Origin of the sequence: Psychroflexus halocasei (assembly GCF_900107595.1) — a bacterium.
GTDB classification, from domain to species: domain Bacteria; phylum Bacteroidota; class Bacteroidia; order Flavobacteriales; family Flavobacteriaceae; genus Psychroflexus; species Psychroflexus halocasei.
In genome coordinates this window covers 96,289-122,459 of sequence record NZ_FNQF01000003.1, presented here as the reverse complement: position 1 = coordinate 122,459, position 26,171 = coordinate 96,289, and the positions used below count along the sequence as shown (strand labels likewise).

Genomic DNA, 26,171 nt, shown 5'->3' with positions numbered 1-26,171 from the left:
ATTTGCAACATGGCTACAAAAAAAAATATTAATAACGATCAAGCTGTCGTCAAAAATGTTTTTACGAAGTTTTTAGAAGATAATGGTCATCGTAAAACACCTGAACGTTATGCTATACTTCAGGAAATTTATGACAATCAAGAGCATTTTGATATAGAATCCTTATATATCACAATGAAAAATAAAAACTACCGTGTTAGTCGAGCAACGCTTTACAACACGATAGATTTACTCTTGGATTGCGGATTGGTGAGAAAGCACCAGTTCGGTAAAACACAAGCTCAATACGAGAAATCTTATTTTGATAAACAACACGATCATGTGATTATGACAGACACAGGAGAGGTGATTGAGTTTTGTGATCCGCGTATTGAATCGATCAAAAAAACAATAGAAGAAGTGTTTGACATTACAATTGACAAACACTCATTATACTTTTACGGCACTAAAAATAACGATAAGACTGACTAAATATGGCAGTAGATTTACTTCTAGGTCTTCAATGGGGAGACGAAGGAAAAGGTAAAGTTGTAGATTACCTCACAAAAAACTACGACAGTATTGCAAGATTTCAAGGCGGGCCAAATGCAGGACACACACTTGAATTTGATGGCATCAAACACGTTTTACACACAATACCTTCAGGCATTTTTCATAAAGATGCTATCAATATTGTAGGTAACGGAGTTGTTATCGACCCTGTTATTTTTCAAAAAGAACTTGATGGTCTTGAGAAATTTAAAATTGATTACAAAAAATCATTATTAATTTCTCGTAAAGCACACCTGATATTACCAACACATCGTTTGCTCGATGCAGCTTCAGAAACTGCTAAAGGAAAAGCAAAAATAGGTTCTACACTCAAAGGCATTGGACCAACTTATATGGATAAAACGGGTCGTAATGGTTTGCGAATTGGTGATCTTGAGATGGATGATTGGAAGGAAAAATACCGACAATTAGCCAATAAGCACCAAAAAATGATTGAGTTTTATAATGTCGATGTTCAATATGATTTAAAAGAGCTTGAGCATGAGTTTTTTAAGGCAATTGAAAAAATCAAAGAATTGACATTTATTGATTCTGAAGAGTATATACATAGATTTCAAGCCGAAGGAAAAACAATATTGGCTGAAGGTGCACAAGGTTCATTATTAGATATTGATTTTGGAACTTATCCTTTTGTAACATCTTCTAACACAACAGCAGCAGGCGCATGCACAGGTTTAGGAATTGCTCCTACAAAAATTAAAGATGTTTTCGGGATCTTTAAAGCTTATACGACAAGAGTAGGCAGTGGTCCTTTTCCAACAGAACTTTTTGATGCTGATGGTGAAAGAATGGCAAAAGTAGGACATGAGTTTGGAGCAACTACAGGTCGCTCAAGACGTTGTGGATGGCTAGATTTAGTCGCTTTAAAATACACAACACAAATTAACGGAGTTACAGAGTTAATGATGATGAAAGCTGATGTTTTAAGCGGTTTTGACACTTTAAAAGTCTGTGTGGGTTATGAATATAAAGGAGAAAAGATAGCACATCTTCCTTTTAATATTGAATCAGAAAACGTTAAACCTATTTATAAAGAATTTGAAGGTTGGAGTGAAGACATCACGAAAGTCAAAGATTATGATGCTTTACCTAAAAACTTAAAAACTTATGTAGAATTTATCGAGAAAGAATTGAAAACACCTATCAAGCTTGTTTCCGTAGGTCCAGACAGAAAAGAGACTATTCTTATATAAAGATAATAATTTTATTATAATGAACAAAGCCTTCTCAAAACTTGAAGACTTTGTTCATTATGGATATTAATAAGTCTCTAAATTTGAAACTTTCAAAATGCTACTTTTTATTAAAAATAAATTTCCCACTTACAATTCTTGAAATAATTCCTTTTTGATTAGTGAATTCTGCTAAAAGAACACCCGATATATGAATGATAATATAAGCAACTAAGTAATAAATAGAAAGTTTATGTATTTCTTCGGTTATTTTTTCCCATGCTTTCGGCCCAAACTCAATTAATAAACCTGTAATTAAAGAAATGACAACACCTATATAAAAAAAGATATAAGTCCATTTTTGGAATTTTTCTTTGATGTTCAATTCTTTATTTAATGGATTTTGTAAGCCCATTTCATCAAATAATGGGAGTAAGAATCTTAAACCAAATAGACCAACTAATACATATCCAGTGTAAATGTGCCAATCCCACATGGGTTTTCTTATTTGCTTTGCTAAAACAATTAACTGCTCTTGAGGTAAGGATTGTCCGTTTTCGTTAAGAAAATTTCCTATAATTCCAGCCACGTGTTCTTTTTCCATCCATGTTAACCTTAGGAAAATGGTGATTAATAAAAAAGAAAATGATATGGCAATTACCCAGTGGATGATGCGATAAATTTTCGAATATGTTCTTTTCATGATGCTTTAGTTTAAAATTATTTTGTGGCAGACTTACCTTGAATTGTATAAACAACATACTGATCTCTCTCTCGCTCTTTAAAATAATTTCTATCGAAACTTTCTGTTGATAGCACAGTATATTTTTTCTCAATTTTATCTTCAAATTCCTGAGCAGCATTCTTATTGACGATTACTAGAATTTGTTCTTTGCCATTTGGGATTTTTGAAATCTTAAAAGGTTTGGATATTGTACCAGATTCCCAAATGACTTCAGGTCGGATTTCAGCGTAGTAGTATAAAGGGTTTTTTATCTGGAAAGAAGCTAAGGTTTTGAAATCTTCGTTTCCTTTCATGAATTTTATACCATAAGTACCAATAAAGCTTATAATTACAATTAAAAAGATATTCGATAAGAATAAGCTCTTTGATTGTAAAGGTCTGAAGTTGAAAAAAATTAAGCCTGAAACTCCAAACATAAAAATAACTAGTATATAATACCAAATCCAAAATTCAGTTGTTTTTAACTCAATAAAATAAGGTAGAGCAACTATAGAAATGCTAATCAAAAACAAGATCAAATAATGAAGTTTCATCATGTATTTGCTAAGCTTGTCAAGTTTTTTAGTTTTAAATTGATAAACTAGAATTTGAGCTATATTCAATGCTAAAGGAAATAAAACAGGCACTAAGTAACGCGATTTTTTTTCTGGGATAATTGATAAAAGCACCACGCCTATAATAGTCCAAAGCCAGCTGAAAAGATATAATTTTTTGTTTTTTACTTTAGTCTTGAAATAAGGGTAAATTAAACTAAGAAATGCAGGAATGGTCCAAATGCCAGATTGTATAAAAAAACTCCAGTAGTAATAAAAAGGTTTTACATTATAACTAGACCAGTTATTGGCTTCCTTATTAGCTATTTCTAAAAAAACTTTAGTGTTTTCTAATCTAACATATAGATACCAGCTTGCTCCTAGTGCTGTGCCTAAGATTAATAAGACTAATATGATTATTATATGTCTTGTTGTAGATTTATACGTTATCAAATAAGCTATAATAAAAGGAAGAAAAAGAGCGTATAAGCTTACAGGCCCTTTTGATAAAACTGAAATAGCAAAACCTAAAATCACGAGAAATGCATACAAAAATTTAAGTTTTGCAGACTGTAAAGTTTTCACCATAAATAATAATCCTCCAATCATAGCTACATGTGTATAGGTGTCTGATGGGGCTTCAAACCTTATGGCTATATAATAAAATGAAGAGCCTAGGACTAACCCCGCTATTAAAGCTAGTTTTTTGCTGTTACTCAATGCTTTAAACAGATAATAACTTAGTAAAACACCAAGCGTTGCCGTTATGCTTGTTGGTAGTCTATTTAAAACGATGGAGTTAATATCAAATTGAATAAGTGGAGTGCTAAACCAGGAAGGAAAAGGAGGCTTTTCATAACGAGGAACATCATTCATGGTCGTTAACAACCAATTGCCTTCAGTCAGCATTTCTCTGGCAACAATAAAATTTCTAGCTTCCATAATTGAAACTTGCAATGAACTTAAATGAAAGCTATATGCTAAAATACAGAATATGATTAATGTTAGAGTAGGATGTTTTTCAATAAATGTTAACATGGTTTTAAGGATAATAAATATATGTTTCTTGAATAAATAAAAATTCCAAAAATATGGCCTAAAATCAGAACAGGATCAATTCTTAGCAAACCATAAATTAAGATTAAGATTGATCCAGACAAGCTGATAATCCAAAAAACAAGAGGTAAACTAGATGTTCTTTTCTTTTCAGAATACAACCACTGATAAATAAAACGGGATGTGAATAAAACTTGACTAATAATGCCTAATGCAAATAAAATATCTGACATGTCATTATTAAATATTAATTTATTGAGATCAAGTGTGTTATTATTATAGTAATAGAGCACGATCAAAAAGGGAAATATGACTAAAAACCATCGGAGGAATACAGGAAATTTTTTCCATTGTTGCGCCAGTTGAATATTGCGGATATAGATGAAATAAGTTAAACTCTGACCAAGCATAATTGCAAAGTCGTTCCTGAGATAACCATAAATAAACAATAGAAATGAAGCCAACAAACTGAGTTGCCAAAAGAAGCGTGGCGCCACAACTTTCTTTTGTTTTTCAGATGAAAGCCATTGGTATAGAGTTCGACTTGAAAACAAAATCTGTGCTGTAAAACCTATCACATAACTTAAAGTTTCAGTTATCATGCTATGATTTTGTTTTGTAATTGATGTATTTTTTTTTCATCCACATATAGGCAAAACAATCGATTAATGGACCAAAAAGTCTATTAAATAATCCAAATTTGGCCTTACCAGCAACTCTAGGAAAGTGTCTAACTTCAATTTGTTTAATCAATCCGTTTTGTAATAAAATCATTGCCGGTAAAAAACGATGTAAACCTTTAAACATTGGTATTCTTTGAGCGTAACTTGTTTTAATTATTTTGAGAGGACAGCTTGTGTCATCCATTCCATCATTTGTAAACCAGCGTCTAATAGTATTAGCAATTTTTGAACTCATATTTTTAACGAAACTGTCTTTTCTGTTATTTGACCGATTACCTGTTACCAAATCATATTCACCTATATGCTCTATGAGTAAATCAAAATCTTTAGGGTGTGTTTGAAGGTCAGCGTCTATATAACCCGTCAATTCTGTTTTAACATGGTCAAAACCTGCTTTAATAGCAGTACTTAATCCATAGTTTCTATCAAAATTTATATATTGAAAACGCTCATTTTCTTTACAAATTGATTTGATAATTTTTAAGCTATCGTCAGTCGAGCCATCGTTAATAAACAAAGCTTTACTTTGAAGTTTAGAACTTTTAAAATAATCTAAAAATTCCCTTTCTACTCTCTTTAAGTTTTCTGACTCATTAAAAACTGGGATGATAATCGTTAATTTATATTTTTCCATGTTTTAAAATCATATTATTATACCATTTTATTTGTTTTTTTATACCCTCATTTAAATGTGTTTTTGGTATATAGCCTAACAACTGTCTTGCTTTACTAATATCAGCGACTGTTTCTTGTTGGTCAGATTTTCTCGGAGATTTAGTCTCTATAGAGATGTGTTTTTTTAAGTTTTTTTCAACAAATAGAATACCGTTTTCGGTTGTCTCTTGTTGGAAATTACCAATATTAATGATTTCTAAATTTGTTTTTTTATAATTTTTTATGACTAAATAAATTCCATTGACAATATCATCTACATATGTAAAGCTACGTTTATGTGATTTACTGCCTTCAAAAAGTGGGAATTTTTGATTATTAATGCCAGCAGAAATAAGTTTTGTATAAAGTTTATCTGGTCGTTCTCTAGGTCCATAAACTGAGTATAATCGCAAGGAACAAGCCTTAAAATGATGTTTTCTAGCTTCGGCTAAAACCAATTGTTCGGCAGCTAACTTTGTGACGCCGTAATAAGACGTCGGCTCCACTTTTGCTTCTTCATTTTTAGTAGCAAACTTGCCGTAAACTGATGAGGTGCTGATATTGATAAACTGTACCAATTGTTTTTGGAGTTTGGCGAACTCAACTAATTTTTGGGTCGCAATAAGGTTATTGTTCAAGTAACTTTCAAAAGAACTTGTCTCTGATATGCCGGGTTGCGCAGCAAAATGAATGATAAAATGATAATCTTGATCAAGCATTTTGTAGGTGTTTTCATCACAGAGATTTCCTTCAATGATTTTTATGTCTTGAGCATTTAAAACCTCTGCATTAAAGCGCTTTAATTTTGTATCATAATAATCATTAAAACTATCAACACCTTCAACCACAAAATTTTTCTGGTGAAGGTATTCAGCCATATGGCTTCCTATAAATCCTGCAATACCGGTGATGAGTACTTTCATTTAAATTGTTTGTTTTTTGTATTCGATTCTAAAAAAAACTATTTAATGCGCTATAAAACTAAAACCAACTGAGGTGATATGAGCAGAGAAATTCTGAGTAGTTCGTTCATAATAGTTATATTCTATGTCTATACTTTTTAATCCAAAACCACCAATATTAAGCTTGTTGAGTGGATCATAAAACTTAAAACCTAATCCGTATTGATGTGCATCATAATCATCCAAATCATAATCTGAAGTATAAAATTCTTGTGTTGATAAAATGTTATTATACTTGCCAAAATAATCAGCTTTGCTTTGTGTGTAATATCTATACATTGGATACAAAGTATAATTTATACCAATCTTGGCCATACATTGAAATATTCAGAGTGAATATTAAAATAACAAAAATGTTTTTCATAACGTTATAGGTTTATTACAAAATAACGGTATAAGTAATTTTAATGTATAAAAATAGACATTTCTTAAGCAAATCTTAAGTTTGCGACCTTAAAGGTATTTCGATACTGAAAGTAGTAGTTTTAGCTGAAGATAAATCAAGTTTGATATCTAATAAATGTGCTGCCTTAGTGATAATTGCTAAGCCTAATCCATCACCTTTAATTGTGTTTGTGTGTTCTATATTTCGATAAAATGGGTTGAAGATTAGTTTTTTTTCTTTATCAGAAATTTTAGGGCCGATATTGCTGATTGAAATTTTTAAATTTAACTTGCTTAAGAAAAACTTAATGTCAATTGTTGTATTTGGATTTGCATATTTTACAGCATTAGAAATTAAATTGTCTAAAATTAAACTCAAATAGGTTTTGTTAACATAAAACTTAGTTTTAGAAACTTTTTTCACGTTTAAGCTAATATTTTTTTGTAGTATTTGCTGTTTGTAATTTGTTAGGATAGCTTCTGTTAAGTGATAAATATCTAGTTTTTCAACTTCAATATTTTTTTCTTTGTTGTCAAGTCTTGCCAATACAAGTAATTTTTCCAATGTATTGGCCATGCTGTCTATTTTATAGACATTCTGTTGTATTTCTTCAACATATTCTTCAGTTTGACGCTCTTTACGAATCAAAACTTCTAAGTTACCTTTAATGACAGAAAGTGGTGTTCGTAATTGATGTGAAGCATCAGCAGTAAATTGTTTTTCACGTTTGATAGCTGCATCAATACGGTTTAAGAAATCATTGATTGCTTTCGATAAAGTTTCCAATTCATCTCCACTACGTGGTTCTGGAACACGCTTGTTAAGATTGCTCGAATTGATTTCATCTACTGTTTTGGCAATTAATGTAATTGGCTTAATAGTAACTCTTGAAATAATTCTAGAAGTGAAAAAAGTGACTATTAATAAAATTGGATAGATTATTAATAGTGTGTCAGAAAGAGACTTTAAAAGTAATTCAGAATCATCTATGGACATTGATATAGCCAGGTATCCATATTTTTTCCCTTGATTAATTAAAGGTAATTGAATTTGTCTAATCTTTTTGTTTTCTAAACGCTGATTGACTATAAATTTAGTATTCCTGTTGAGGTCAAACTTAAGTGAGACATTATATAGATTAGGAGACTTATCAATTATGTTACCATTTAAATCAACAATTTCAACATATAAAGGAAAGGTTTGAACTTCTATATGTTCTCGCTCTAACCACTCGTCTTTATACACAAAATAGACGCTGTCATTTACATATGTAAGTTCGTTTAAATGTTTTTGAGCCTCAAAATTTAAATGTTTATCAAATTTATTGAAAATAGTATTTTTAACAGTGAAATAAATAGCTATAAAAACTATTAAAGATAGACTCGCTATACCCAAAACAGAGTATGTAGCAATTCTATTTTTAATTGATAATTTATTCATCATTTGCTATAAAACCAACACCTCTTACGGTTTTGATCAATTTATTTTTTTCAAGTTTTAATTTCTTTCTAATCGCATTCATATAAACGTCTAAAATACCTGTATCATATTCAAAGTGGATATCCCAAACATTTTCAATAATGGATTGTCTAGTACAGACCTCACCCTTATGACGAATTAAATGCGTTAGAAAATTGAATTCTTTATCGGTTAATAATATTTTTTTGTCACCTTTCTTAACGGAATGTTTACTTATATTAATTTGGATATCACCAAGCACTATAATTTCATCAATTTTATAATGTAGCCTTAAATGTGTTTCTACTCTGGCAAGTAATTCTTCAAAGTTAAAAGGTTTCTTAATATAATCATTAGCACCACTCCTTAAGCCTTCAATTGTATCTTCTACTGTGTCTTTGGCAGTTAAGAAAATAACAGGAGTGGTGTTTTTTTTATGTCTTAATTGCTTACATACATCAATACCTTTCATTTTTGGCATCATCCAGTCCAACAATATAATATGAACTGTATTTTGTTCTAATACTTTAAAAACATCTTCGCCATTTTTTACAACCAGACAACGATAGCCTTCTTCACTAAGGCCTAATTTTATAAATTTTGCAATATCAACTTCGTCTTCTGCTATTAGTATTGTAAAGTCTGAATTGTTCATATATTAATGTTAATGTCCAGCTGAATCACCAGTCAATAAATCAAAGGTTCCTTTTGTTAAAAAGACAGTATTCATATCAATTTCAGCGGATGTGATTAAAGGTTTAAATGAATTTTGTTGTTCAGTTTTCTCAACTTCTATTTTTTCAAAAACATAATGATCACCGTCTTGTTGCTTTAACTTTAAAACATAAGTATGTCCATCTAAATCAGCAAAGGCTGATTCGGGTAAGGCAAGTTGTTTTTTGGTATTTTTATTAAATGAAGCTTTTACAAACATCCCAACCTTAAATCGTTCAGATTCTTCTTTAGGATGTGCATGAACCTTGATGCTTCTGTCACTCTCGATTTCAGCACCGATTAACCTCACGTAGCCTTCATAAATACTATCTGAAATTTCAGGAATTTGAAATTCTACAGCTTGATCTGGTTTGATAAAATTGAGATCTTTCTCAAAAACTTTCAATTCTAAATGCACGTGATCAGTATCGATAATTTCCATCATCGGTTCAGATTTAGCTACATAAGTTCCTTGAGAGATAAACATTTTAGAGATTTTTCCAGAAATAGGCGAGTAGATTTTTATCTTTTCAGAGAAATGTCCTTCTAAAATTCTTTTTGAACTTAAGTTCATCAGCTGAATTTTTTTCTTCAAAGCATTGTCTTTTGCCTGAGCAGCTTTATAAAGACTCCGTGTCTCTTGAAAAACTTTTTGTGAAATAACTTGATCATCATAAAGATTTTTCTTGCGCTGAAATTCAGATTCTAAAAACTCTAATCTGGCATTGTTTTCAACATAGTCTTGTTGAATTGTAATATAATCCGGATTAGAAAGCTCGGCTAAAACATCGCCTTTATCGACCATGTCACCGATTAAAAGAGATGTTTCTGAAACATAACCTTCAAAAAAGGTTGACACAGACGCTTTGTTTTTTGGTGGGACATCAATTGAACCTCTAACACTAACTTTATTTGAAAAGTCTAAAGAATCAGCTTTGCCAAGCTCAAAATTTGTTGTTTCAAATTGCGTTTGAGAAACCTCAATATGTTCATCATCATGCGAAAGATTATTTTCATTTTTCTCATCCAAATTTTGATTTGATTCAGAGGAAGTACATCCTGTAATGATGATAAATAGTATATATATAAATTTTAAATTTTTCATGATTAATAGTTTAAGGTGAAGTAATTAAGTTGGATAACGCTTGTATTATAAGCTCTGATCAATTCAATATATGCTAATTTGATGTCTTGTGCATTTTCAATACTTTGCACATATCTAAAGAAATCAATCTCCCCGTTTTTGAAGCTTGATTGAGAACTTTCAATTATTTGATCAGCGACAAGTAATTGGTTTTCCTCAAAGTTATCTAAACTCTTTTTTTGTGTTTTATAAATGTTTAAAAGCTTTTCTTTTTGACTCTCAAAATCTAATTTGGCTTGAGCTTCATTGGCTTGTGCCGCAATTTGTTTATGTTTTTTTGCTTTGATGTCTGATCGATTTCCGAAAAATAATAATGGTACTTTTAAGCCAATTTCATAAATATCATAATTTCTTGAAATGTTTGAATTCGTTTTTATTGAGTAGCCTAAACTAATGTCAGGAAGAAGCTCATTTTTGGCTAAAGCAGCTTCTCGTTCACTGATTTTAGTATTAATTTTTTGTAGCTCTAAACCAGGATTATTTTCTATTTGATTCAAATCTAAGGTCAATCTAGAAAGTTTTTCTCCTTTGAGATTGAGTTTTTCGGCTTGAACAATTTGCTTTAAACTTAAAATTGCATTATCGAGTTCTTGCATCATGTTATTGCGTTGGACTTCAATTTGTTGTTGCTTAGATTTTGCGGTGATTTTCTCTAAATATGTCGATTCGCCTTCTTCAAATTTGCGTTTTGCCATATAGGCAAAGTCTCTGTAAACACTATCTAATTGTCTATAGATATTCAGTTTTTCAGTTGCTGCCAAATAATCTTGATAAGCGATATAAAGTGCTTTCGTTTGAACAATCTCTGAAAGTTGAGTTTGTGTTTCAGCATATAATGTTTTCGTTTTTAACAAACGTTTTTGGGTTCCGTATAAAGTAGGGAATTTAAAATCTTGAGAGATTCCGTACTTCATCATAGGTTCACCTTTCACTGGATCAACTTCCAAGTTATCATATCCGAAACTCAAATTTGTTTTGTCAAACTTAAATGCATTGCCTTCATTCATCTTTTCTGACTCAGCTAAAAGTGTTTGAGCTTTTAAACCTTGATTATTCAGAAGCATCTGATTTTTTAATCTTTCGATTTCAGACTCTTGCGAATAAGCTGAAAAGCTGCAAATAATAAAAATAACAATGCTTAAAGCTGATTTAGAAATTTTCGGTTTTTTTATTTTATTTTCTACAATCATATATAAAACAGGTAAAACAATTAAAGTTAGAATTGTTGAAGTGATAAGACCGCCAATAACAACAGTAGATAAAGGTCTTTGTACTTCAGCACCAGCCCCTGTTGATAAAGCCATTGGTAAAAAACCTAAAGCTGTTGAACTGGCTGTTAATAGAACAGCACGTATACGATCTAAAGTCGCTTTTGTAATGTCATTTTTAGTTAAACGATGTTTGCTCTCTTTAAGATCTTTAAAATATTCTGCGAGAATAATTCCGTTAAGAACTGCAATTCCAAAAAGAGCAATAAAACCAACACCTGCAGAAATACTAAAAGGCATATCACGTAACCATAAAAGGAAAATACCGCCGATAGAAGCAAAAGGTATTGCTGTAAATATCAATAAGGCGTCACGGTGCTTTTTTAATGCGAATAAAAGCATAAGATAGATGAGTACAAGAACAATAGGCACGACAATAAGGAGATGTCTTGTAGCACTTTCTAAATTTTTAAATTCACCGCCATAGGTCAAACTATAACCAACAGGAAGATTTAAATCTGCATTAAGTGTATTTTGGATATCTGTCACCACCGATTTAAGGTCACGGTTTCTCACGTTAACACCTACAACAACTCGTCTTTTTGTTTCGTCCCTTGAAATTTGTGCTGGACCTTTTTGAAGCTGAATATCAGCGACTTCACTTAATGGTATTTTTCCAGAACTAGGCGTGTCAATCATTAAATTTCTGACATCATCAATATCTTGTCTTTTGCTTTCATCTAACCTGACAACAAGGTCAAAACGTTTCTCTCCTTCAAAAACAACACCGACTTGTTTACCTGCAAAACCTGCGGCAAGCATCATGTTAATATCTTCGATGTTGAGACCGTAACGAGAAATTTTTTCACGTTTAAAATTAACAGTCATTTCAGGTAAACCAACTATCTTTTCGACGCTGATGTCAGCGGCACCTTCAATAGATGAAATGAGCGCCCTTGCTTCGTTTCCTTTTTGAGCTAAAACATTAAGATCTTCACCGAAAATTTTAACTGCAATATCAGTTTGAACACCGCTAACCAATTCATTAAAACGCATTTCGATAGGTTGCGTAAACTGGATTTCCATACCTGGTATAACGCTAAGTTCTTCTTTCATTTTATCAGCTAACTCATCTTTTGTTGATGCTGATTCCCATTCTTTTTGAGGTTTTAGTCTAATGATAATATCAGAGTCTTGCATTGACATCGGATCAGTTGGGACTTCGGCAGCACCAATTCTGCTGACAACTTGCGTAACTTCTGGGAATTTATTGAGCAAGATTTGTTCTATTTTTGTCGTTCTTTCGATGGTGCTTTCGAGAGATTTACCTGTTTTTAAGACGGGCTGAATCACAAAATCACCTTCGTCTAAAGTGGGAACAAATTCGCTTCCCATTTTGGAAAAAGTAAAGGCACCAATACCAATTAAAAGAACAGCTGAACCAATAATTATACGTGGATGATCCAAAGACCATTTAAGAACGGGCAAATATCCACGCTTTGTGCTATTGATAATTTTATAAGAGAAAGTTGATTTATTTTCTTTTTTAGGTTTTAGAAATAGACTACATGCAACAGGAATCCATGTAAAACATAAAAACATAGCACCAAGTAGGGCGAAACTAAAAGTTAACGCCATAGGTCTAAACATTTTTCCTTCAACGCCTGAAAGTGTTAGAATAGGTATAAAAACAATCAGAATAATCAATTGTCCGAATATGGCTGAATTCATCATTCTAGAAGCGCCAGAACGAGTTAGTTTGTCTTTAAGATTTTTGAATTCTTCAGAGTTTAATTTATTAAAATCTTTATGTTTCATCATCATTTTAAAAGCGACAAACTCCACAATAATGACGGCACCATCAATGATAATCCCGAAGTCGAGCGCACCCATACTCATGAGGTTTGCATCGATATTAAAGATATACATCAAGCTAATCGCTATGAGGAAACTTAATGGAATAACAGAGGAGATTATAAGTCCAGAGCGTAAATCACCGATTAATAAAATCACGATAAATGCGACAACAAATAATCCGATCAATAAATTTTCTGAAATTGTAGAAGTTGTTCTGCTAATTAATTCACTTCTATCTAAAAACCCGTTGATGTGAACACCTTCAGGTAAAGATTTTTCAATTGAATTGAGACGTTCTTTGACATCATTAATAACTGTATTGGCATCAGCATCTTTAAGCATCATCACTTGACCGAGAATTTTTTCACCTTCTCCGTTTCCTGTAATAGCGCCAAATCTTCTGGCGTGCCCGTACCCAACCTTAGCAATATCACTGATGTAAATAGGATTGCCATTTCTATTTTCGACACTGATGTTTCTGATATCATCAAGACTTTTAACCAAGCCTTCACCACGTATAAAATACGCCTGATTGTTACGCTCGATATAGCTACCGCCTGCAACAGAGTTGTTTTTTTCTAAAGCTGTAAACACCTTATCAATGCTAATATCAAAAGCATCGAGTTTTTCAGTATTAATGGCAACTTCATATTCTTTAAGATAGCCTCCCCAGGTATTAATCTCAACAACACCAGGAATTCCTGAAAGTTGACGTTTCACAATCCAATCCTGAATACTTCTTAACTCCATTACTGAGTATTTGCCTTGGTGTTCTTCTTCAACTTCTAAAGTATATTGATAAATTTCTCCAAGGCCAGTTGTAATTGGTCCCATTTCTGGTGAACCAAATTCTTCAGGAATTTTTTCCTTTGCCGCATTAATTTTTTCTGCAATTAATTGTCGAGGTAAGTAGGTTCCCATATCATCATCGAAGACAATAGTCACAACAGAAAGTCCGAATTTACTGACAGAACGAATTTCAGTCACGCCAGGTAAGTTGGACATCTCTAATTCAATAGGGTAGGTGATGAATTGCTCAACATCAGCGGTTGATAAATGCCTTGAGGTTGTAATAACCTGAATTTGGTTGTTGGTAATATCTGGAACAGCACCAATGGAAATTTTTGTGAGGGAAAATAGTCCAAAACCCACTATAAAAGCTGTTAATAATAGAATGAAGTATTTAGACTTCAAACTAAAATCAATAATTTTAGATAACATGTGTATAAGTATTTAATTAAAAATCTTGTTGAAAACAATATTTAATTAAATCATGCGCGGAGGTTGTAGTATTTTGGAAAGTTCAGCAGAATCAAAGTGCTTAATGTAAGCGACATTGAGTTCTGGTTTGTAATGTTTAAAAATTAACTTAAAATCGAAATTTAAATTTGGTAATGCTAGATTATGATTGTGTGTATGAAATTGACACTCCTTAAAAGGTAAATTTTCATTGTCAGAATGACCGTGATTATCTGCGTGGGATTCTCTATCTATACCAAAATGTTGATCCAAAAAATCATAAACATCATCATTAAACTCTGCTTTATGTAATTGATAATGTTTAAAAAGTTCATTTATGTTATATAAGTTTGTGCTTGTCAACATAAGTGATTGCGACAAAGATAGAAAACTCAATATGTAGATAAATAAAATTTTCATTTCAGCAAAATTACAATAATTTTTATCAAAATAATCAATTTAACCTGATATGATATGTTAAAGAATTTATTAATGGAGTTCACAATAATTATTGAATAAAAGCAGATGAAATAAATTATGTTTAATTTTGTCGAAAATTATATTTCTTGAAAAGATTCATATACCTTTTATTCATTTTTCCTGCGTTTCTTTTTTCGCAAACGAAAGACATTTATTACGAAAGTGATCGAACAAATTTAGATGAAGAAAAGTACCCCGATGCTGTTATTTTTAATAAAGTCAATAATCAAGTTTATTTCAAGCATGAAGGAATAGAGGTGTGGTGTGATCAGGCTTTGTTTTATCAAAAAGATAATTTTTTTAAAGCTTATGGAAATGTGAAAATGAATCAAGGAGATACTATTAAAATGAACAGTAAATACGCTGAATATGATGGGAATCTAAAGTTTGCTTTTGCCAGTAATAATGTCAGTTTAAGAACACCAGATAATCAACTCACGACTGATTCATTGTTTTTTGATCGTCAAAAACAGGAAGCTTTTTACAGAAGTGGCGGAAAAGTTAGAGACTCGTTGAGCACAATTACAAGCCAACGCGGAACTTATTACATGGAAAAGGAAAAGTATAGTTTCCGTCAAGATGTTGTTGTGACGCATCCTGAATATATTATTCACTCTGAGCATATTGATTTTTACACAAAATCTGCACATGCATATTTATACGGGCCTTCAACTATTGAGGGAGAAACCAGCACGGTTTACTGTGAGAGAGGTTTTTATGATACACGAGCAGATGAAGGTTATTTTGTGAGAAATTCACATGTTGAATATGAAAATCGAGATCTTTATGGTGACAGTATTTATTTCAACCGAAATAAAAATTATGCGGCAGCCACAAACGATGTTAAAGTGATCGACACAGCGAATGCATCAACTTTGTATGGTCAATTTGCTGAAGTTTTTAGAGATAAAGATTCATTAATTGTGACAGGTTTACCTCACGTTGCGACCTTACAAGAAGGCGATGCGAAACAAGATTCTCTTTTTATAGCAAGTGATACTTTAATTTTGAAAGGAAAAGAAACAGATAGAGATATCAGCGCTTTTTATGATGTCAGGATTTATAAATCTGATCTCAATGGAAAGTCTGATTCACTTCATACCAATGAAAAAACTGGGTTGACAAAAATGATTGGTAATCCTGTTTTGTGGTCTTTTGATAATCAAATCACAGGCGATACAATTGAATTGATATCAAACACAGAAACTGAAAAGTTAGATTCTTTGAAAGTTTTTGATAATAGTTTTATGATTCAAAAAGACAGTATTGATGGTTATAATCAGGTAAAAGGTCAATATTTATATGGTTTATTTGAAGACAACGAACTCTACGAAGTAAATGTGATTAAAAACACGGAAACAATTTATTACGTTCGTGAAGATGATGGTGAGCTTTTTGGAATAAATAAATCTCTTGCTGCAAAAATCAAGATGCTATTAGAAAACCGTGAAGTGACAGATATTTATTATTACAATCAACCTGAAGATAAAACATATCCAGAGGATGATTTTCCGCCAAACGCAAGGAAGCTTAAAGGTTTTTTATGGCGAGGAGACGAACGACTTCATCAAAAATCAGATTTGTTTTCCAATCGTAAAGCTTACAAGAAAACTGAAATTCAAGGGATAGAAGATCCTGAAGAGGAAGAAGAAAAACCATCTGAATTTAAGATTAATGAAAAATCTTCATTGCGAGAAGCAAAAGATAAAAAAGACAAATTAAAGTCGGAATAATGCAAACAGATTTTAAAAAATTTCAGGCGCAAACAACACCTCATCCATTAGGTTTAGAGGTTGACTATGCAAAAGGAAGTTATATATACACGACAGATGGCGAAGCGCATTTAGATTTTGTTGCTGGCGTTTCTGCTTGTGGTTTGGGACATTCCAATCCTAAAATTATCTCTGCGATTAAAAACCAACTTGATCGCTATATGCACGTGATGGTTTACGGGGAGTATGTTCAAAAACCAGCTGTTGAGTTTGCAAAGCTACTCGCCGAGAATTTACCAGAACCTTTATCAAAAACATACTTGGTAAATAGCGGAACTGAGGCCATTGATGCTTCTATGAAGTTAGCGAGACGCGCAACTGGATGTCAAGAAATTATCGCAGCCAAAAATTGCTATCACGGTAATTCTTTCGGTGCTTTAAGTTTGATGGATTATGAAGAACGCATTGCACCATTTAGACCTTTAATTCCTGAAATTCGTCACATTAATTTTAATGCTGTTGAAGAATTAAATCAAATTACTGAAGAAACCGCAGCTGTTATTTTAGAAACAATTCAAGGTGGCGCAGGTTTTGTTGAACCTCAAAATAATTATTTACAAAAAGTAAAAAAACGCTGTGAAGAGGTAGGCGCTTTATTGATTTTAGATGAAATTCAACCTGGCTTTGGGCGAACAGGAAAGCTTTTTAGCTTTGAATATTACGGCATCGTTCCAGATGTTTTAGTGATTGGTAAAGCGATGGCTTCAGGTTTGCCAATTGGCGGATTTGTGGCTTCAGCTCAGCTGATGGATCAATTGAGCGATCATCCTAAAATGAGTCATATCACAACTTTTGGAGGGAATCCTGTGATCGCATCAGCTGCTTTAGCAACTTTACAAGAGTTATTAAATAGTAATCTTATTGCAGAAACTTTAGAAAAAGAAAAACTGTTTAGAAAGCTTTTAAAACACGATTTAATAGAAGAGGTTAGAAGCAAAGGCTTGATGATTGGCGTTATTTGTAAAAATGAAGATATCGCTAACCAACTTGTTCTTGAGGCTAAAAAGAATAATCTTATTTTGTTTTGGTTGCTTTATGAGAAAAAAGCAGTCAGAATTTCACCTCCTTTAACGATATCAAATGAAGAGATAGAGAAAGGATGTCGTATTATTATCGATATATTAGATAAAATAAAAATTAACCATCAATAGATTGTTGATAAGATTTTAAAGAAAGCAGATGTGATTTCTTTAAAGAGACTTATCTTGAAAAAAAATTTTAGAATGAAGTTAGATCCATTTCAACACGAGGATTTTAATTTTCCGATTGATAAATTTGAGACGATGCTCAAGACTAATGAGATCTTGTTTTTCGACCTCTCTGAGTTCGAAAACATCGTTGGTCATTATATGGATACTGGTAAGATGACTTTAGCAAAAAAGGCTTTAAAGTTAGGTCTTGATCAGCATCCAGTTGCTGTCAATTTACTTTCTTTAAAAGCTGAACTTCTTATTCTCGAGAATCGTTTAGAGGAAGCTAATAACTTGTTGTTTGAGTTGAAATCAATTGAACCTCATAATGAGGAAATCTATATCATGATTGCAAATGTGTTGTCTAAATTGGATCAACACCATGAAGCAATTTCAGTTTTAAATGAAGCTTTAAAATACGCCTCTGAACCAGTAGAAATTCATTCAATGTTAGGGATGGAGTATTTGTTTTTGGAAAATTTCACTTCTGCCAAAGAATCTTATATCGAATGTGTTAAACTTGATAAATCCGATTACACAGCTTTGTATAACGTGATTTATTGCTTTGATTTTTTAGACCAAAAAGCAGAAGCTATTCAGTTTTTGAAGGAGTTTATTAACGAAAATCCTTACTCGGAAATTGCTTGGCACCAAATGGGGAAACTGCATTTTGAAAATCAAAACTATCATAAAGCCATTGAAGCTTTTGATTTTGCGATTATTTCTGACGAATATTTTGTTGGTGCTTATATTGAAAAAGCTAAAGTACTTGAGCGACTCAAAAAATACAAACAAGCCATTTCTATTTATCAATTAACATTGCAACTTGATGATCCTACTGCATTTGTTTATTTAAGAATTGGTAAATGTTACGAGGCTTTAAATGATAGAAAGAAAGCGCTTAAGAATTATAAGCAAGCCATTCATGAAGATCCTTTGATGGATAAAGTTTGGTTGGTTTTATCAGATTTCTATGCTAAAGAAAACGCTTATGAAAAAGCTTACTATCACATCACAAAAGCGATTAATATTGATGAAGAAAATGTTTTGTACTGGAAGCAATTAGCTTTTATCTCTAATGAGCTTGGCAGAAAAGAAGAAAGCATGCATGCTTTAGGTCGCTGCCTTGAGTTGGGCAACTATGAATACGAAACATGGATTACTCGAATAGATTTGCTCGCTGAAATGAATCAATTAGATGCAGCTTTATTAACAATAAGTGAAGCTTTGGACTTTTTTCCAGATGACTTTAAACTTATTTATAGAAAAGCTGGTTTATATTATTATAAAGGAAAACAAGAAGATTCTTTCAAACTTTTAGAGAAAGCTTTGCAGCTGCATACAAGTTATGTGCTTTTAAGTCAAGGTTTATTTCCGCGTTTATTTGAAGAAGATCGAGCGATGGAATTGCTCAAAAAATATTTTAAAGAATAAAACGAATTAATTTCTGATCGTACTCAACTAATTTGAAATTCTTTTCATTTTTGATGTACTCAAGACTTTTTTCACTGTAAAAAAAGACGTGAGTTTCATCATCTTTATAATGCCAGTTCTCGAAATCTTTTTGATTATTTTTTTCAAGAAACAAACTTGTTTTACATAAAAGTTGACCTTTGGGTTTTAGCATTTGTCTTAATTTTTCAAACTCAGCTTTTGGGTTGTAGAAATGCTCCATCACTTCACAACAGATAATAAAATCATATTGATTTTCTAAGACTTCTGGCTTGTTATGAAAGAAAGGATCATAAAGCTTGATATCTGTATAACCTTTCTGTTTTAATACGTAAGTCGCCACTGGGCCAGTTCCGCAGCCATAATCTAAACCTTGATGATGCTCTGAAAATTCCTTTTCAATGGCTTTTGTGATCGGAGAAACAAATCTTTGATATCGCAGATCTGTTACATCGTTATTATGTGTTTCATAGCGCTTTTGCTCATCATTTGAGTTGACATAATCATCTGGACGCATAAAAACTGACGCACAATGTTCACATCTAAAATAGATTTGCATGTGTTTAGATGTTGTAAAAAAAGAAGCTTGACTATTGCACAAAGGACAGGCAAGAGTCAAGCTTAAAATATCATCTGAAACAGACATGTGTTGTTCTTAAAGTTTCCTGATTTGATCTAATTTAGTTTTCCACATGTCAAGATCTTCTTTTCTTTTTTCAATTTTGGTATAAACATCTTTAACCAAAGGATTTTCTTTATTTGCCGTTGAGAAGAATTGGAGGTTATTTTCTAATTGGTTAATCTCCGATTTTGTCTCGTCAATTTTCTTTCTTAAGAAAGACTCTTCACGCTTAATTTTCTTCGTATCAGTCGCTTCATCAAGATCTTGAAGCTTATTTTGATACTTCATCAACTCAGCATCTTTTCTGCTGATATCAACGGTTTTGAAAATTTGGTCAAGCGCACGATTAAATTTTCCTTCAATATATCTTTTGTGCTGAGGTACAAAACCAAGCTGATTCCATTTTTCAATGAATTGCTTAATAACTTCTAGTTTCTCTTCATCTGAGCCCTCAAGTTTTAATGCTTTAAGTTCATTGACCAAATCCTTTTTCTGGTTAAAAGCTTCAAACTCTTCTTTGTTTTCCTCTTTTTTCTGACTGTGATATTTATCGAAATAATGATTGCAAGCCGCCTTAAATTCTTTCCAGATTTTATCAGAATCTTTTCGAGGCACGTGCCCGATTTTCTTCCAATCTTCTTGGATTTTCTTCATTATCGGCGTTGTCTTCTTGAAATCTTCACTGTCTTTATGTTCTTGGGCAACCTTGATTAATTCTTCTTTCTTTTTAAGATTTTCGTATTGCTCTTTCTTTAAGTCTTTATAAAAACGATTTTTCTTTCTATTAAATTCGCGAGTCGCCGTTTTGAAAGCATCCCAAGTTGCTTCATTATCTTTACGCGGCACTTTTCCTGATTTGAAAAACAATTCTCTTAGTTTTTCAACGTTTTTAATTTTCTGTTGCGCGTCATTATGAGAGCTAACATCTTTATGTGCTATTTTTTGAATTTGAGCAATAATGTCATTTTTAACATCAAGATTCTTTTCACGATCTTTATCTAGCTCTTCGAAATGTTGATTGCGTTTATCATGAATTTTCTTGGTAGCTTCACTAAATTTTTGCCAAATATCTTCACGATATTCTCTAGCAACCGGGCCAAGTTCTTCTTTCCACATTTTGTGTAGAAGTTGTAATTCTCTAAACGCGCGATTGATATCCTTTTCATCAGCAAGCTCTTCAGCTCTTGTGATCAGCTTTAATTTTTGATCTAAATTATGCTTAAAGTCAAGATCTCTAAACTCTCTATCTAAGTGTAAAAAGTCGTAAAAACGCTCAACGTGATGATGATAATTATTCCATAGTGTAGAGTAATCTGCTTTAGGAACAGAACCCGCATTTTGCCAACGTTCTTGTATTTTTTTAAATTCTTGAAAGCTTGCAGACATGCTTTCTCCAGAACCAATCATGTTTTTGAGTTCCTCAATAATACCTAAACGAACTTTAAGATTTTCGTTGAGATTTTTCTTGAGTTGAGAGTAATATTTATCTCTTTTCTCACGGTAGTCAAAATATGTTTGGTAGAATTTTTTCTTGATAGGTGAAGAGTAGTGAAAGTCAATGACGTTTCCGCCTTCTTCTACAAATTCTTCTTTTTTCTCTTCAATAATTTCATTGAATTTTTTGTCAAATTCAGTTTTAATCTGATTAACGTGATCACGAATGTTTTGAACTTTTTCGTTTTTAAGCAAACTGTTTAATTCCAAAACGAGTTCGTCGATAGACATCGCCTCATAATCTTTCATCAAGATCTGATGACGACTTGCATTATCAACATCTTCACTTTCCTCCGCATTTGCATCTTCAATTTCTTTGTGATGCTCATCTTCTTTTTCTTCACTTGATGAAGCTTCGGCTTCGTTTTCCACATCAGTATTTTCTTCCGTAGAATCTTCTTGAGGAGAATTAGCTTGTTGATCTTGAGTCGTTTCTTGAGAATTTTCTTGTGAGTCTTTCTCTTGATTTTCAGTAGGCTTTGTGTTGTCAGACATTTGTTTCAATGTTAAAGTTCGTAGAAGTTGGAAATATAAGAACTCGCCAGCAAATACACAAAATAATTGCCATTTATATATGCTTAAAAATCATTTGATTTTAGGCTATTGATGCCAAATTTCCCATGCTTTTTCAGCTTGAAATTCTAACATTTTTTGACCGTTATAAACTTTTGTATCATGTTCTTTCCCGAGTGCTAAAAAAGTTGTGATTGGCGGATTATAAACCAAATCATAAAGCAAGTGCTTATGAGAAAGATATTTGTATGGAATTTGTGGATGATTTTCAATATTTGGGTGTGTGCCAAGCGGCGTACAATTCACAATAACTTGATGATCTTTCATAATCTCGGCATTTAAATCATCGTAAGTTAAAACGCCTTCTGCAGCTGTTCGAGAAACTATCTGAGTTTCAAAACCCATTGAAATCAATGCTTTTTTTATAGCTTTTGAGGCGCCACCACTTCCTAAAATAAGTGCTTTGTGGTGATGATTCTCAATTAAAGGAAAAAATGATTTTGTAAAACCGTAAATATCTGTGTTATAACCTTTTGTCTTTCCTTTTTCAATTTTGATGACATTAACTGCTCCAATTCTTTTAGCAGATTCATCAATTTCATCTAAGTGCTTGATTATTTCTTCTTTGTATGGAATTGTAACATTCAAACCATTCAAGTCAGGATTGCTATTCAAAATATTTTTCAATTCAGATAAGTCTGAAATATCAAAGTTTTGGTAAGTCGCTTCTATTCCTTCGTTAGTGAATTTTTTTTCAAAATATGGTTTGGAAAAGGAGTAATCTATATTTCTTCCTAAAAGTCCGAAATTCTTCATGTCAAGCTTTTGTTCTTTTGGATGACCAAATTAACATTAAAACTATCAAAATCCCAATGATTATAAAACTAATTTCCAGCCAACTTCCCATCATTGAAAGTTTTGGAAAATAACGATCATAAGTTTCAATAATAAAATTGCCATTACTGTCTTTAAGCATTTGTCCAGCTTCATTTGTTTTGATCACTTTTGTTTTCCATGGCCAAACAACGCCTAAACTGCCTGTGATAAATCCGATGATAAATGCAAAGGTTAGGTTTTTGAAATGTTTTAATAAATAACCTAATGCATGTGATAATGTTACTAGTCCGAACATGGAACCCGCTGTAAAAACGGCTAAAACTTTTAATAAATTGATGCGTTCTGGGTTTGAGGTAAAACTGAAATCCCACTTGATAATTTCGGCAAAAGTATCGTATAAGGCATTGACAGAATCGACAAGAAGCAGAACGTAATTTCCTAATAAGATGAGAATGAAGGAGCCTGACAGACCAGGAAGTGTCATGCCAGAAACGCTGATGATACCACATAGAAATACAAACCACAGATTGTCATTTTGTGTTGCTGGTTCAAATAAACTGATGCTTACACCGCCTAAAACGCCAACAACAATCATGGCAATTTCCTTTTTATTGGTGACTTTAAAGTCCATTGCGATATAATATATCGAGCCTAAAATCATCCCGAAAAATAAAGCCCAAACTTTGATTTCATAATGAACTAAGAAATAATCTAATATTTTAGAAACGCTGAAATAGCTAAAAATCATTCCTAAAATCAGTAGACCTAAAAATCTAATATTTAAGTAATTATATAAACTTCTAAATCGACCATTAACCAGTAAAAGAAGAGATTTAGAATTAAACTTTTGAAGAGAGTAAATAAACTCTTCATAAAATCCAGCAACAAAAGCTACAACACCGCCAGACACGCCAGGAACTTTGTTGGCAGCGCCCATGGCAACACCTTTTAGAAAAAGAAGAAGTCTATCTGTAAAAGTCCGTTTCTTTTCCATTAGTTCGTTTTTTTATCGCCTATTTTCTCTAATAAAATGATTGTTAAAAAGCCTACAATAGATAAGAAGATTGCAAAGATCATGTGATTCTCACCATCAAAATTTGTAGGCAGAACAGAGCGTTCAGCAATGATTCTTGTTTTGCCACCAATAATTTCTGTTTTTAAAACTTCTTTCCAAGGCCAAATTTTATTAAGTGAGCCAAGAATAAAACCACCTAACAAAGCGAGAGTCATGTTTTTATAATTGCTAAACAACCATTTTAAGAGTTTTGAAAAGGCCAATAATCCTGTGATACCGCCGATAGCGAAAATTAAAATAATTTCAAAATCTAAACGACTTACAGCTTCGCTCGCATCCTTGTAAACGCCTAAAAGCAGGAGGATAAATGCCCCTGAAATACCAGGAAGTATCATGGCGCAAATTGCAATTGCACCAGAGAAGAAAAAATAAAAAAGACTGTTTGTTCCGCCTGCTGGGGTTAATTGCGTGACACCAAAAGCAATAATGGCACCGAGTGCAAATATAATATAGGTTGATAATCGCCATTTTGTGACTTGTTTGGCGACAAACCAAACGCTAGCTAAAACGAGACCAAAGAAAAAAGCCCAAATTTTGATAGGGTGATTTTCGATCAGAAAATGTGCTAAACGCATCAATGTAAAAAGACTAATACCAATACCTATGGCAAGTGAAATCAGAAAATTTCCGTTAAGTTCTTTCCAGAAGGATTTAATTCCTTCTTTTTTTAAAGTTTTAAAAAGCCCTAAATTTATATTCCCGATGCTTGTGATCAGCTCTTCATAAATTCCTGTAATAAAAGCTATTGTACCACCCGAAACACCAGGGATAACATCTGCAGCTCCCATCGCTAAACCTTTAAGCGAAATGCCGATATAATCTTTAAAATTTCTACTCATGCGTTATTTTCAATTGAAATTTGATGTATATGATATAAACTTAAAACGCTTCGCAAATTACAAATATCATTTGTGGAATGCACTTTTTTATAATCAAAATTATAAGTGTCAAATGAGGATTCATTTTTCTTAAATATTTATTATTTAATTTTTTAAAAGCTTGCTATTAATTAATTGTTAATTGACTTGAGAAGATGTTTTTTGTCTTCATTTTGATAGAAATTTGCATAATGCAAAATACAGAACGCGTTACAGACAAGCGCACAGAAAAAATTATTTTATTAGTCTTAGGAACATTAATTGCAATCGGTCCGCTATCAATTGATATGTATTTGCCGAGTTTTGATCGCATTGCAGATTATTTTCAAACAACAAAAGCACAGGTTGGTTTTTCTTTAACCAGCTACTTTATCGGTATTGCTTTTGGACAATTAGCATACGGTCCCATCATGGATAAATTTGGCCGTAAAAAACCTTTACTCATCGGTTTGGTGATTTATATAATTTCTGCTTTAAGTTGTTTTTACTCACCAACATTATGGTGGTTAATTATTTCAAGATTGTTTTTAGCAATTGGCGCATCAGCTGGCATGGTTGCCGCTAAAGCTGTTGTACGTGATGTTTTTCCACCTGAAGAAGTGGCAAGAGCAATTTCTTTCTTGATGTTGATCATGGGTGCCGCGCCAATTATAGCACCGACTTTGGGCGGATTCATTATTGCTCATTTTACATGGCAAGTTATATTTTTAAGCTTAGCCATTATTGCAAGTTTAATGTTTATCAGTACTTATTTTTTATTACCTGATTATTTTACACCAGATAAAACTGTACAATTAAACGTGAAAGATGTTTTAATAAAATATAAAGACATCTTTAAGGATAAAATATTTTTTACATTTTCCCTGGCAGGAAGCTTAACAGTTGGAGCTTTGTTTGCGTACATTTCAAAAGCACCTGGTTTGTTTATGGATAAATATGAAATGACAGAATCTGAATTTGCGATTTTGTTTGGGATTAATGCTTCAGGACTTATCCTGGGAAGTCAGTTAAATCGTTTTTTACTCAAAAGGATTCGAACTTATGAACTCACTTTAAAAATCAGTTACATTTTAATTTTCTTATCTACAATTTTAGTCGTCAACGCTTACACCTCTCAAAGGTTTGATGTGACTGTTGGAAGTCTTTACTTGATATTGTTTTTATTAGGTTTTCAAAATCCGAATACCACAGCATTATCGCTTTATCCATTTATAAAAAAGGCAGGAAGGGCCTCAGCTTTAATAGGAAGTTTTAAAATGATATTTGGAGCAATAGCTTCTTACATTATCAGCTTATTTGTTGATAAAAACCTCATGCCAATGTCTATTGTTATTTTAGTTAGCTTTGTGCTAAGTAGTTTTTTCTTACTCAGGTTTAAGTTTAGAGAAAAAGATGCTCTTGCACATGTAATGGGATAAAGAGATTTCATTTTTTGCGATTTTTGTTTTGTTTAAAAGCTTCATAAAATTTTTATAATAAAAATTGAGATTCATGTT

The 26,171-nt window shown here is 32.2% G+C and carries 22 protein-coding genes; 6 read left to right on the top strand and 16 right to left on the bottom strand.

Annotation, left to right across the window (positions count from 1 at the left end):
* The first annotated feature begins 9 nt into the window (after positions 1–9).
* Both BLV84_RS04665 and BLV84_RS04660 read left to right on the top strand, forming a co-directional pair.
* Positions 10–471, top strand: coding sequence for a Fur family transcriptional regulator (locus BLV84_RS04665; RefSeq protein WP_093240531.1), 462 nt, complete (start codon positions 10–12; stop codon positions 469–471).
* A gap of 2 nt (positions 472–473) precedes the next feature.
* Positions 474–1,745, top strand: a complete 1,272-nt coding sequence (locus BLV84_RS04660; RefSeq protein WP_093240528.1) for an adenylosuccinate synthase — start codon at positions 474–476, stop codon at positions 1,743–1,745.
* Positions 1,746–1,845: 100 nt separating this feature from the next.
* Here the strand turns inward: BLV84_RS04660 and BLV84_RS04655 are convergent, their stop codons facing one another.
* From BLV84_RS04655 to BLV84_RS04605, 11 genes are all read right to left on the bottom strand, one after another.
* Positions 1,846–2,427 (bottom strand): cytochrome b/b6 domain-containing protein, encoded by a 582-nt coding sequence (locus BLV84_RS04655; protein ID WP_093240523.1) that lies wholly within the window; start codon positions 2,425–2,427, stop codon positions 1,846–1,848.
* Between the two features lie 17 nt (positions 2,428–2,444).
* On the bottom strand, positions 2,445–4,040 hold the full coding sequence (locus BLV84_RS04650) for an ArnT family glycosyltransferase (protein WP_093240519.1): 1,596 nt from the start codon (positions 4,038–4,040) through the stop codon (positions 2,445–2,447).
* Positions 4,034–4,660 (bottom strand): lipid-A-disaccharide synthase N-terminal domain-containing protein, encoded by a 627-nt coding sequence (locus tag BLV84_RS04645; RefSeq protein WP_394330494.1) that lies wholly within the window; start codon positions 4,658–4,660, stop codon positions 4,034–4,036. Before BLV84_RS04645 ends, BLV84_RS04650 begins: the two co-directional genes overlap by 7 nt.
* A gap of 1 nt (position 4,661) precedes the next feature.
* Positions 4,662–5,375, bottom strand: a complete 714-nt coding sequence (locus BLV84_RS04640) for a glycosyltransferase family 2 protein (RefSeq protein WP_093240514.1) — start codon at positions 5,373–5,375, stop codon at positions 4,662–4,664.
* A complete protein-coding gene (locus BLV84_RS04635; RefSeq protein WP_093240509.1) occupies positions 5,362–6,318 on the bottom strand; it encodes an NAD-dependent epimerase/dehydratase family protein in 957 nt (318 codons plus the stop codon). The genes BLV84_RS04640 and BLV84_RS04635 overlap by 14 nt, the downstream gene beginning before the upstream one ends.
* A 42-nt stretch (positions 6,319–6,360) precedes the next feature.
* Positions 6,361–6,672, bottom strand: coding sequence for a DUF3570 domain-containing protein (locus tag BLV84_RS04630; protein WP_143521324.1), 312 nt, complete (start codon positions 6,670–6,672; stop codon positions 6,361–6,363).
* Between the two features lie 124 nt (positions 6,673–6,796).
* Positions 6,797–8,182: a sensor histidine kinase gene (locus BLV84_RS04625; protein ID WP_093241098.1), complete on the bottom strand. Its 1,386-nt coding sequence runs from the start codon at positions 8,180–8,182 to the stop codon at positions 6,797–6,799.
* On the bottom strand, positions 8,175–8,855 hold the full coding sequence (locus BLV84_RS04620) for a response regulator transcription factor (protein WP_093240505.1): 681 nt from the start codon (positions 8,853–8,855) through the stop codon (positions 8,175–8,177). Before BLV84_RS04620 ends, BLV84_RS04625 begins: the two co-directional genes overlap by 8 nt.
* Before the next feature lie 9 nt (positions 8,856–8,864).
* A complete protein-coding gene (locus BLV84_RS04615) occupies positions 8,865–10,019 on the bottom strand; it encodes an efflux RND transporter periplasmic adaptor subunit (protein ID WP_093240502.1) in 1,155 nt (384 codons plus the stop codon).
* A gap of 2 nt (positions 10,020–10,021) precedes the next feature.
* Positions 10,022–14,344 (bottom strand): CusA/CzcA family heavy metal efflux RND transporter, encoded by a 4,323-nt coding sequence (locus tag BLV84_RS04610; RefSeq protein WP_093240498.1) that lies wholly within the window; start codon positions 14,342–14,344, stop codon positions 10,022–10,024.
* A 45-nt stretch (positions 14,345–14,389) separates the two neighbouring features.
* Positions 14,390–14,782 carry a hypothetical protein gene (locus BLV84_RS04605; RefSeq protein ID WP_143521323.1) on the bottom strand — a complete coding sequence of 131 codons (393 nt, stop codon included), beginning with the start codon at positions 14,780–14,782 and terminating at the stop codon, positions 14,390–14,392.
* A gap of 146 nt (positions 14,783–14,928) precedes the next feature.
* On the opposite strand from BLV84_RS04605, the gene BLV84_RS04600 reads away from it, so the two are divergent.
* The 3 genes from BLV84_RS04600 to BLV84_RS04590 all read left to right on the top strand — a co-directional run bounded on the left by BLV84_RS04600 (position 14,929) and on the right by BLV84_RS04590 (position 19,238).
* The gene (locus tag BLV84_RS04600; RefSeq protein ID WP_093240488.1) at positions 14,929–16,575 is read left to right on the top strand and encodes an OstA-like protein; all 1,647 of its coding nucleotides are present in this window, start codon (positions 14,929–14,931) and stop codon (positions 16,573–16,575) included.
* A complete protein-coding gene (locus tag BLV84_RS04595; protein ID WP_093240447.1) occupies positions 16,575–17,765 on the top strand; it encodes an aspartate aminotransferase family protein in 1,191 nt (396 codons plus the stop codon). The genes BLV84_RS04600 and BLV84_RS04595 overlap by 1 nt, the downstream gene beginning before the upstream one ends.
* 72 nt (positions 17,766–17,837) lie before the next feature.
* The gene (locus tag BLV84_RS04590; RefSeq protein WP_093240443.1) at positions 17,838–19,238 is read left to right on the top strand and encodes a tetratricopeptide repeat protein; all 1,401 of its coding nucleotides are present in this window, start codon (positions 17,838–17,840) and stop codon (positions 19,236–19,238) included.
* Here the strand turns inward: BLV84_RS04590 and BLV84_RS04585 are convergent.
* The 5 genes from BLV84_RS04585 to BLV84_RS04565 form a co-directional block, all read right to left on the bottom strand.
* Positions 19,228–19,902: a class I SAM-dependent methyltransferase gene (locus tag BLV84_RS04585; RefSeq protein WP_093240440.1), complete on the bottom strand. Its 675-nt coding sequence runs from the start codon at positions 19,900–19,902 to the stop codon at positions 19,228–19,230. The two genes, BLV84_RS04590 and BLV84_RS04585, sit on opposite strands and share 11 nt — an antisense overlap.
* A 9-nt stretch (positions 19,903–19,911) precedes the next feature.
* Positions 19,912–21,867, bottom strand: a complete 1,956-nt coding sequence (locus BLV84_RS04580) for a DUF349 domain-containing protein (RefSeq protein ID WP_093240437.1) — start codon at positions 21,865–21,867, stop codon at positions 19,912–19,914.
* A gap of 105 nt (positions 21,868–21,972) precedes the next feature.
* Positions 21,973–22,701 (bottom strand): shikimate dehydrogenase family protein, encoded by a 729-nt coding sequence (locus BLV84_RS04575; protein WP_093240434.1) that lies wholly within the window; start codon positions 22,699–22,701, stop codon positions 21,973–21,975.
* A 1-nt stretch (position 22,702) separates the two neighbouring features.
* Positions 22,703–23,716: a DUF368 domain-containing protein gene (locus tag BLV84_RS04570; RefSeq protein ID WP_093240431.1), complete on the bottom strand. Its 1,014-nt coding sequence runs from the start codon at positions 23,714–23,716 to the stop codon at positions 22,703–22,705.
* Positions 23,716–24,636, bottom strand: coding sequence for a DUF368 domain-containing protein (locus BLV84_RS04565; RefSeq protein ID WP_093240428.1), 921 nt, complete (start codon positions 24,634–24,636; stop codon positions 23,716–23,718). The genes BLV84_RS04570 and BLV84_RS04565 overlap by 1 nt, the downstream gene beginning before the upstream one ends.
* 230 nt (positions 24,637–24,866) lie before the next feature.
* Between BLV84_RS04565 and BLV84_RS04560 the strand changes: the two genes are divergently transcribed.
* Positions 24,867–26,093 carry a multidrug effflux MFS transporter gene (locus BLV84_RS04560; protein ID WP_093240425.1) on the top strand — a complete coding sequence of 409 codons (1,227 nt, stop codon included), beginning with the start codon at positions 24,867–24,869 and terminating at the stop codon, positions 26,091–26,093.
* Positions 26,094–26,171 lie beyond the last annotated feature (78 nt).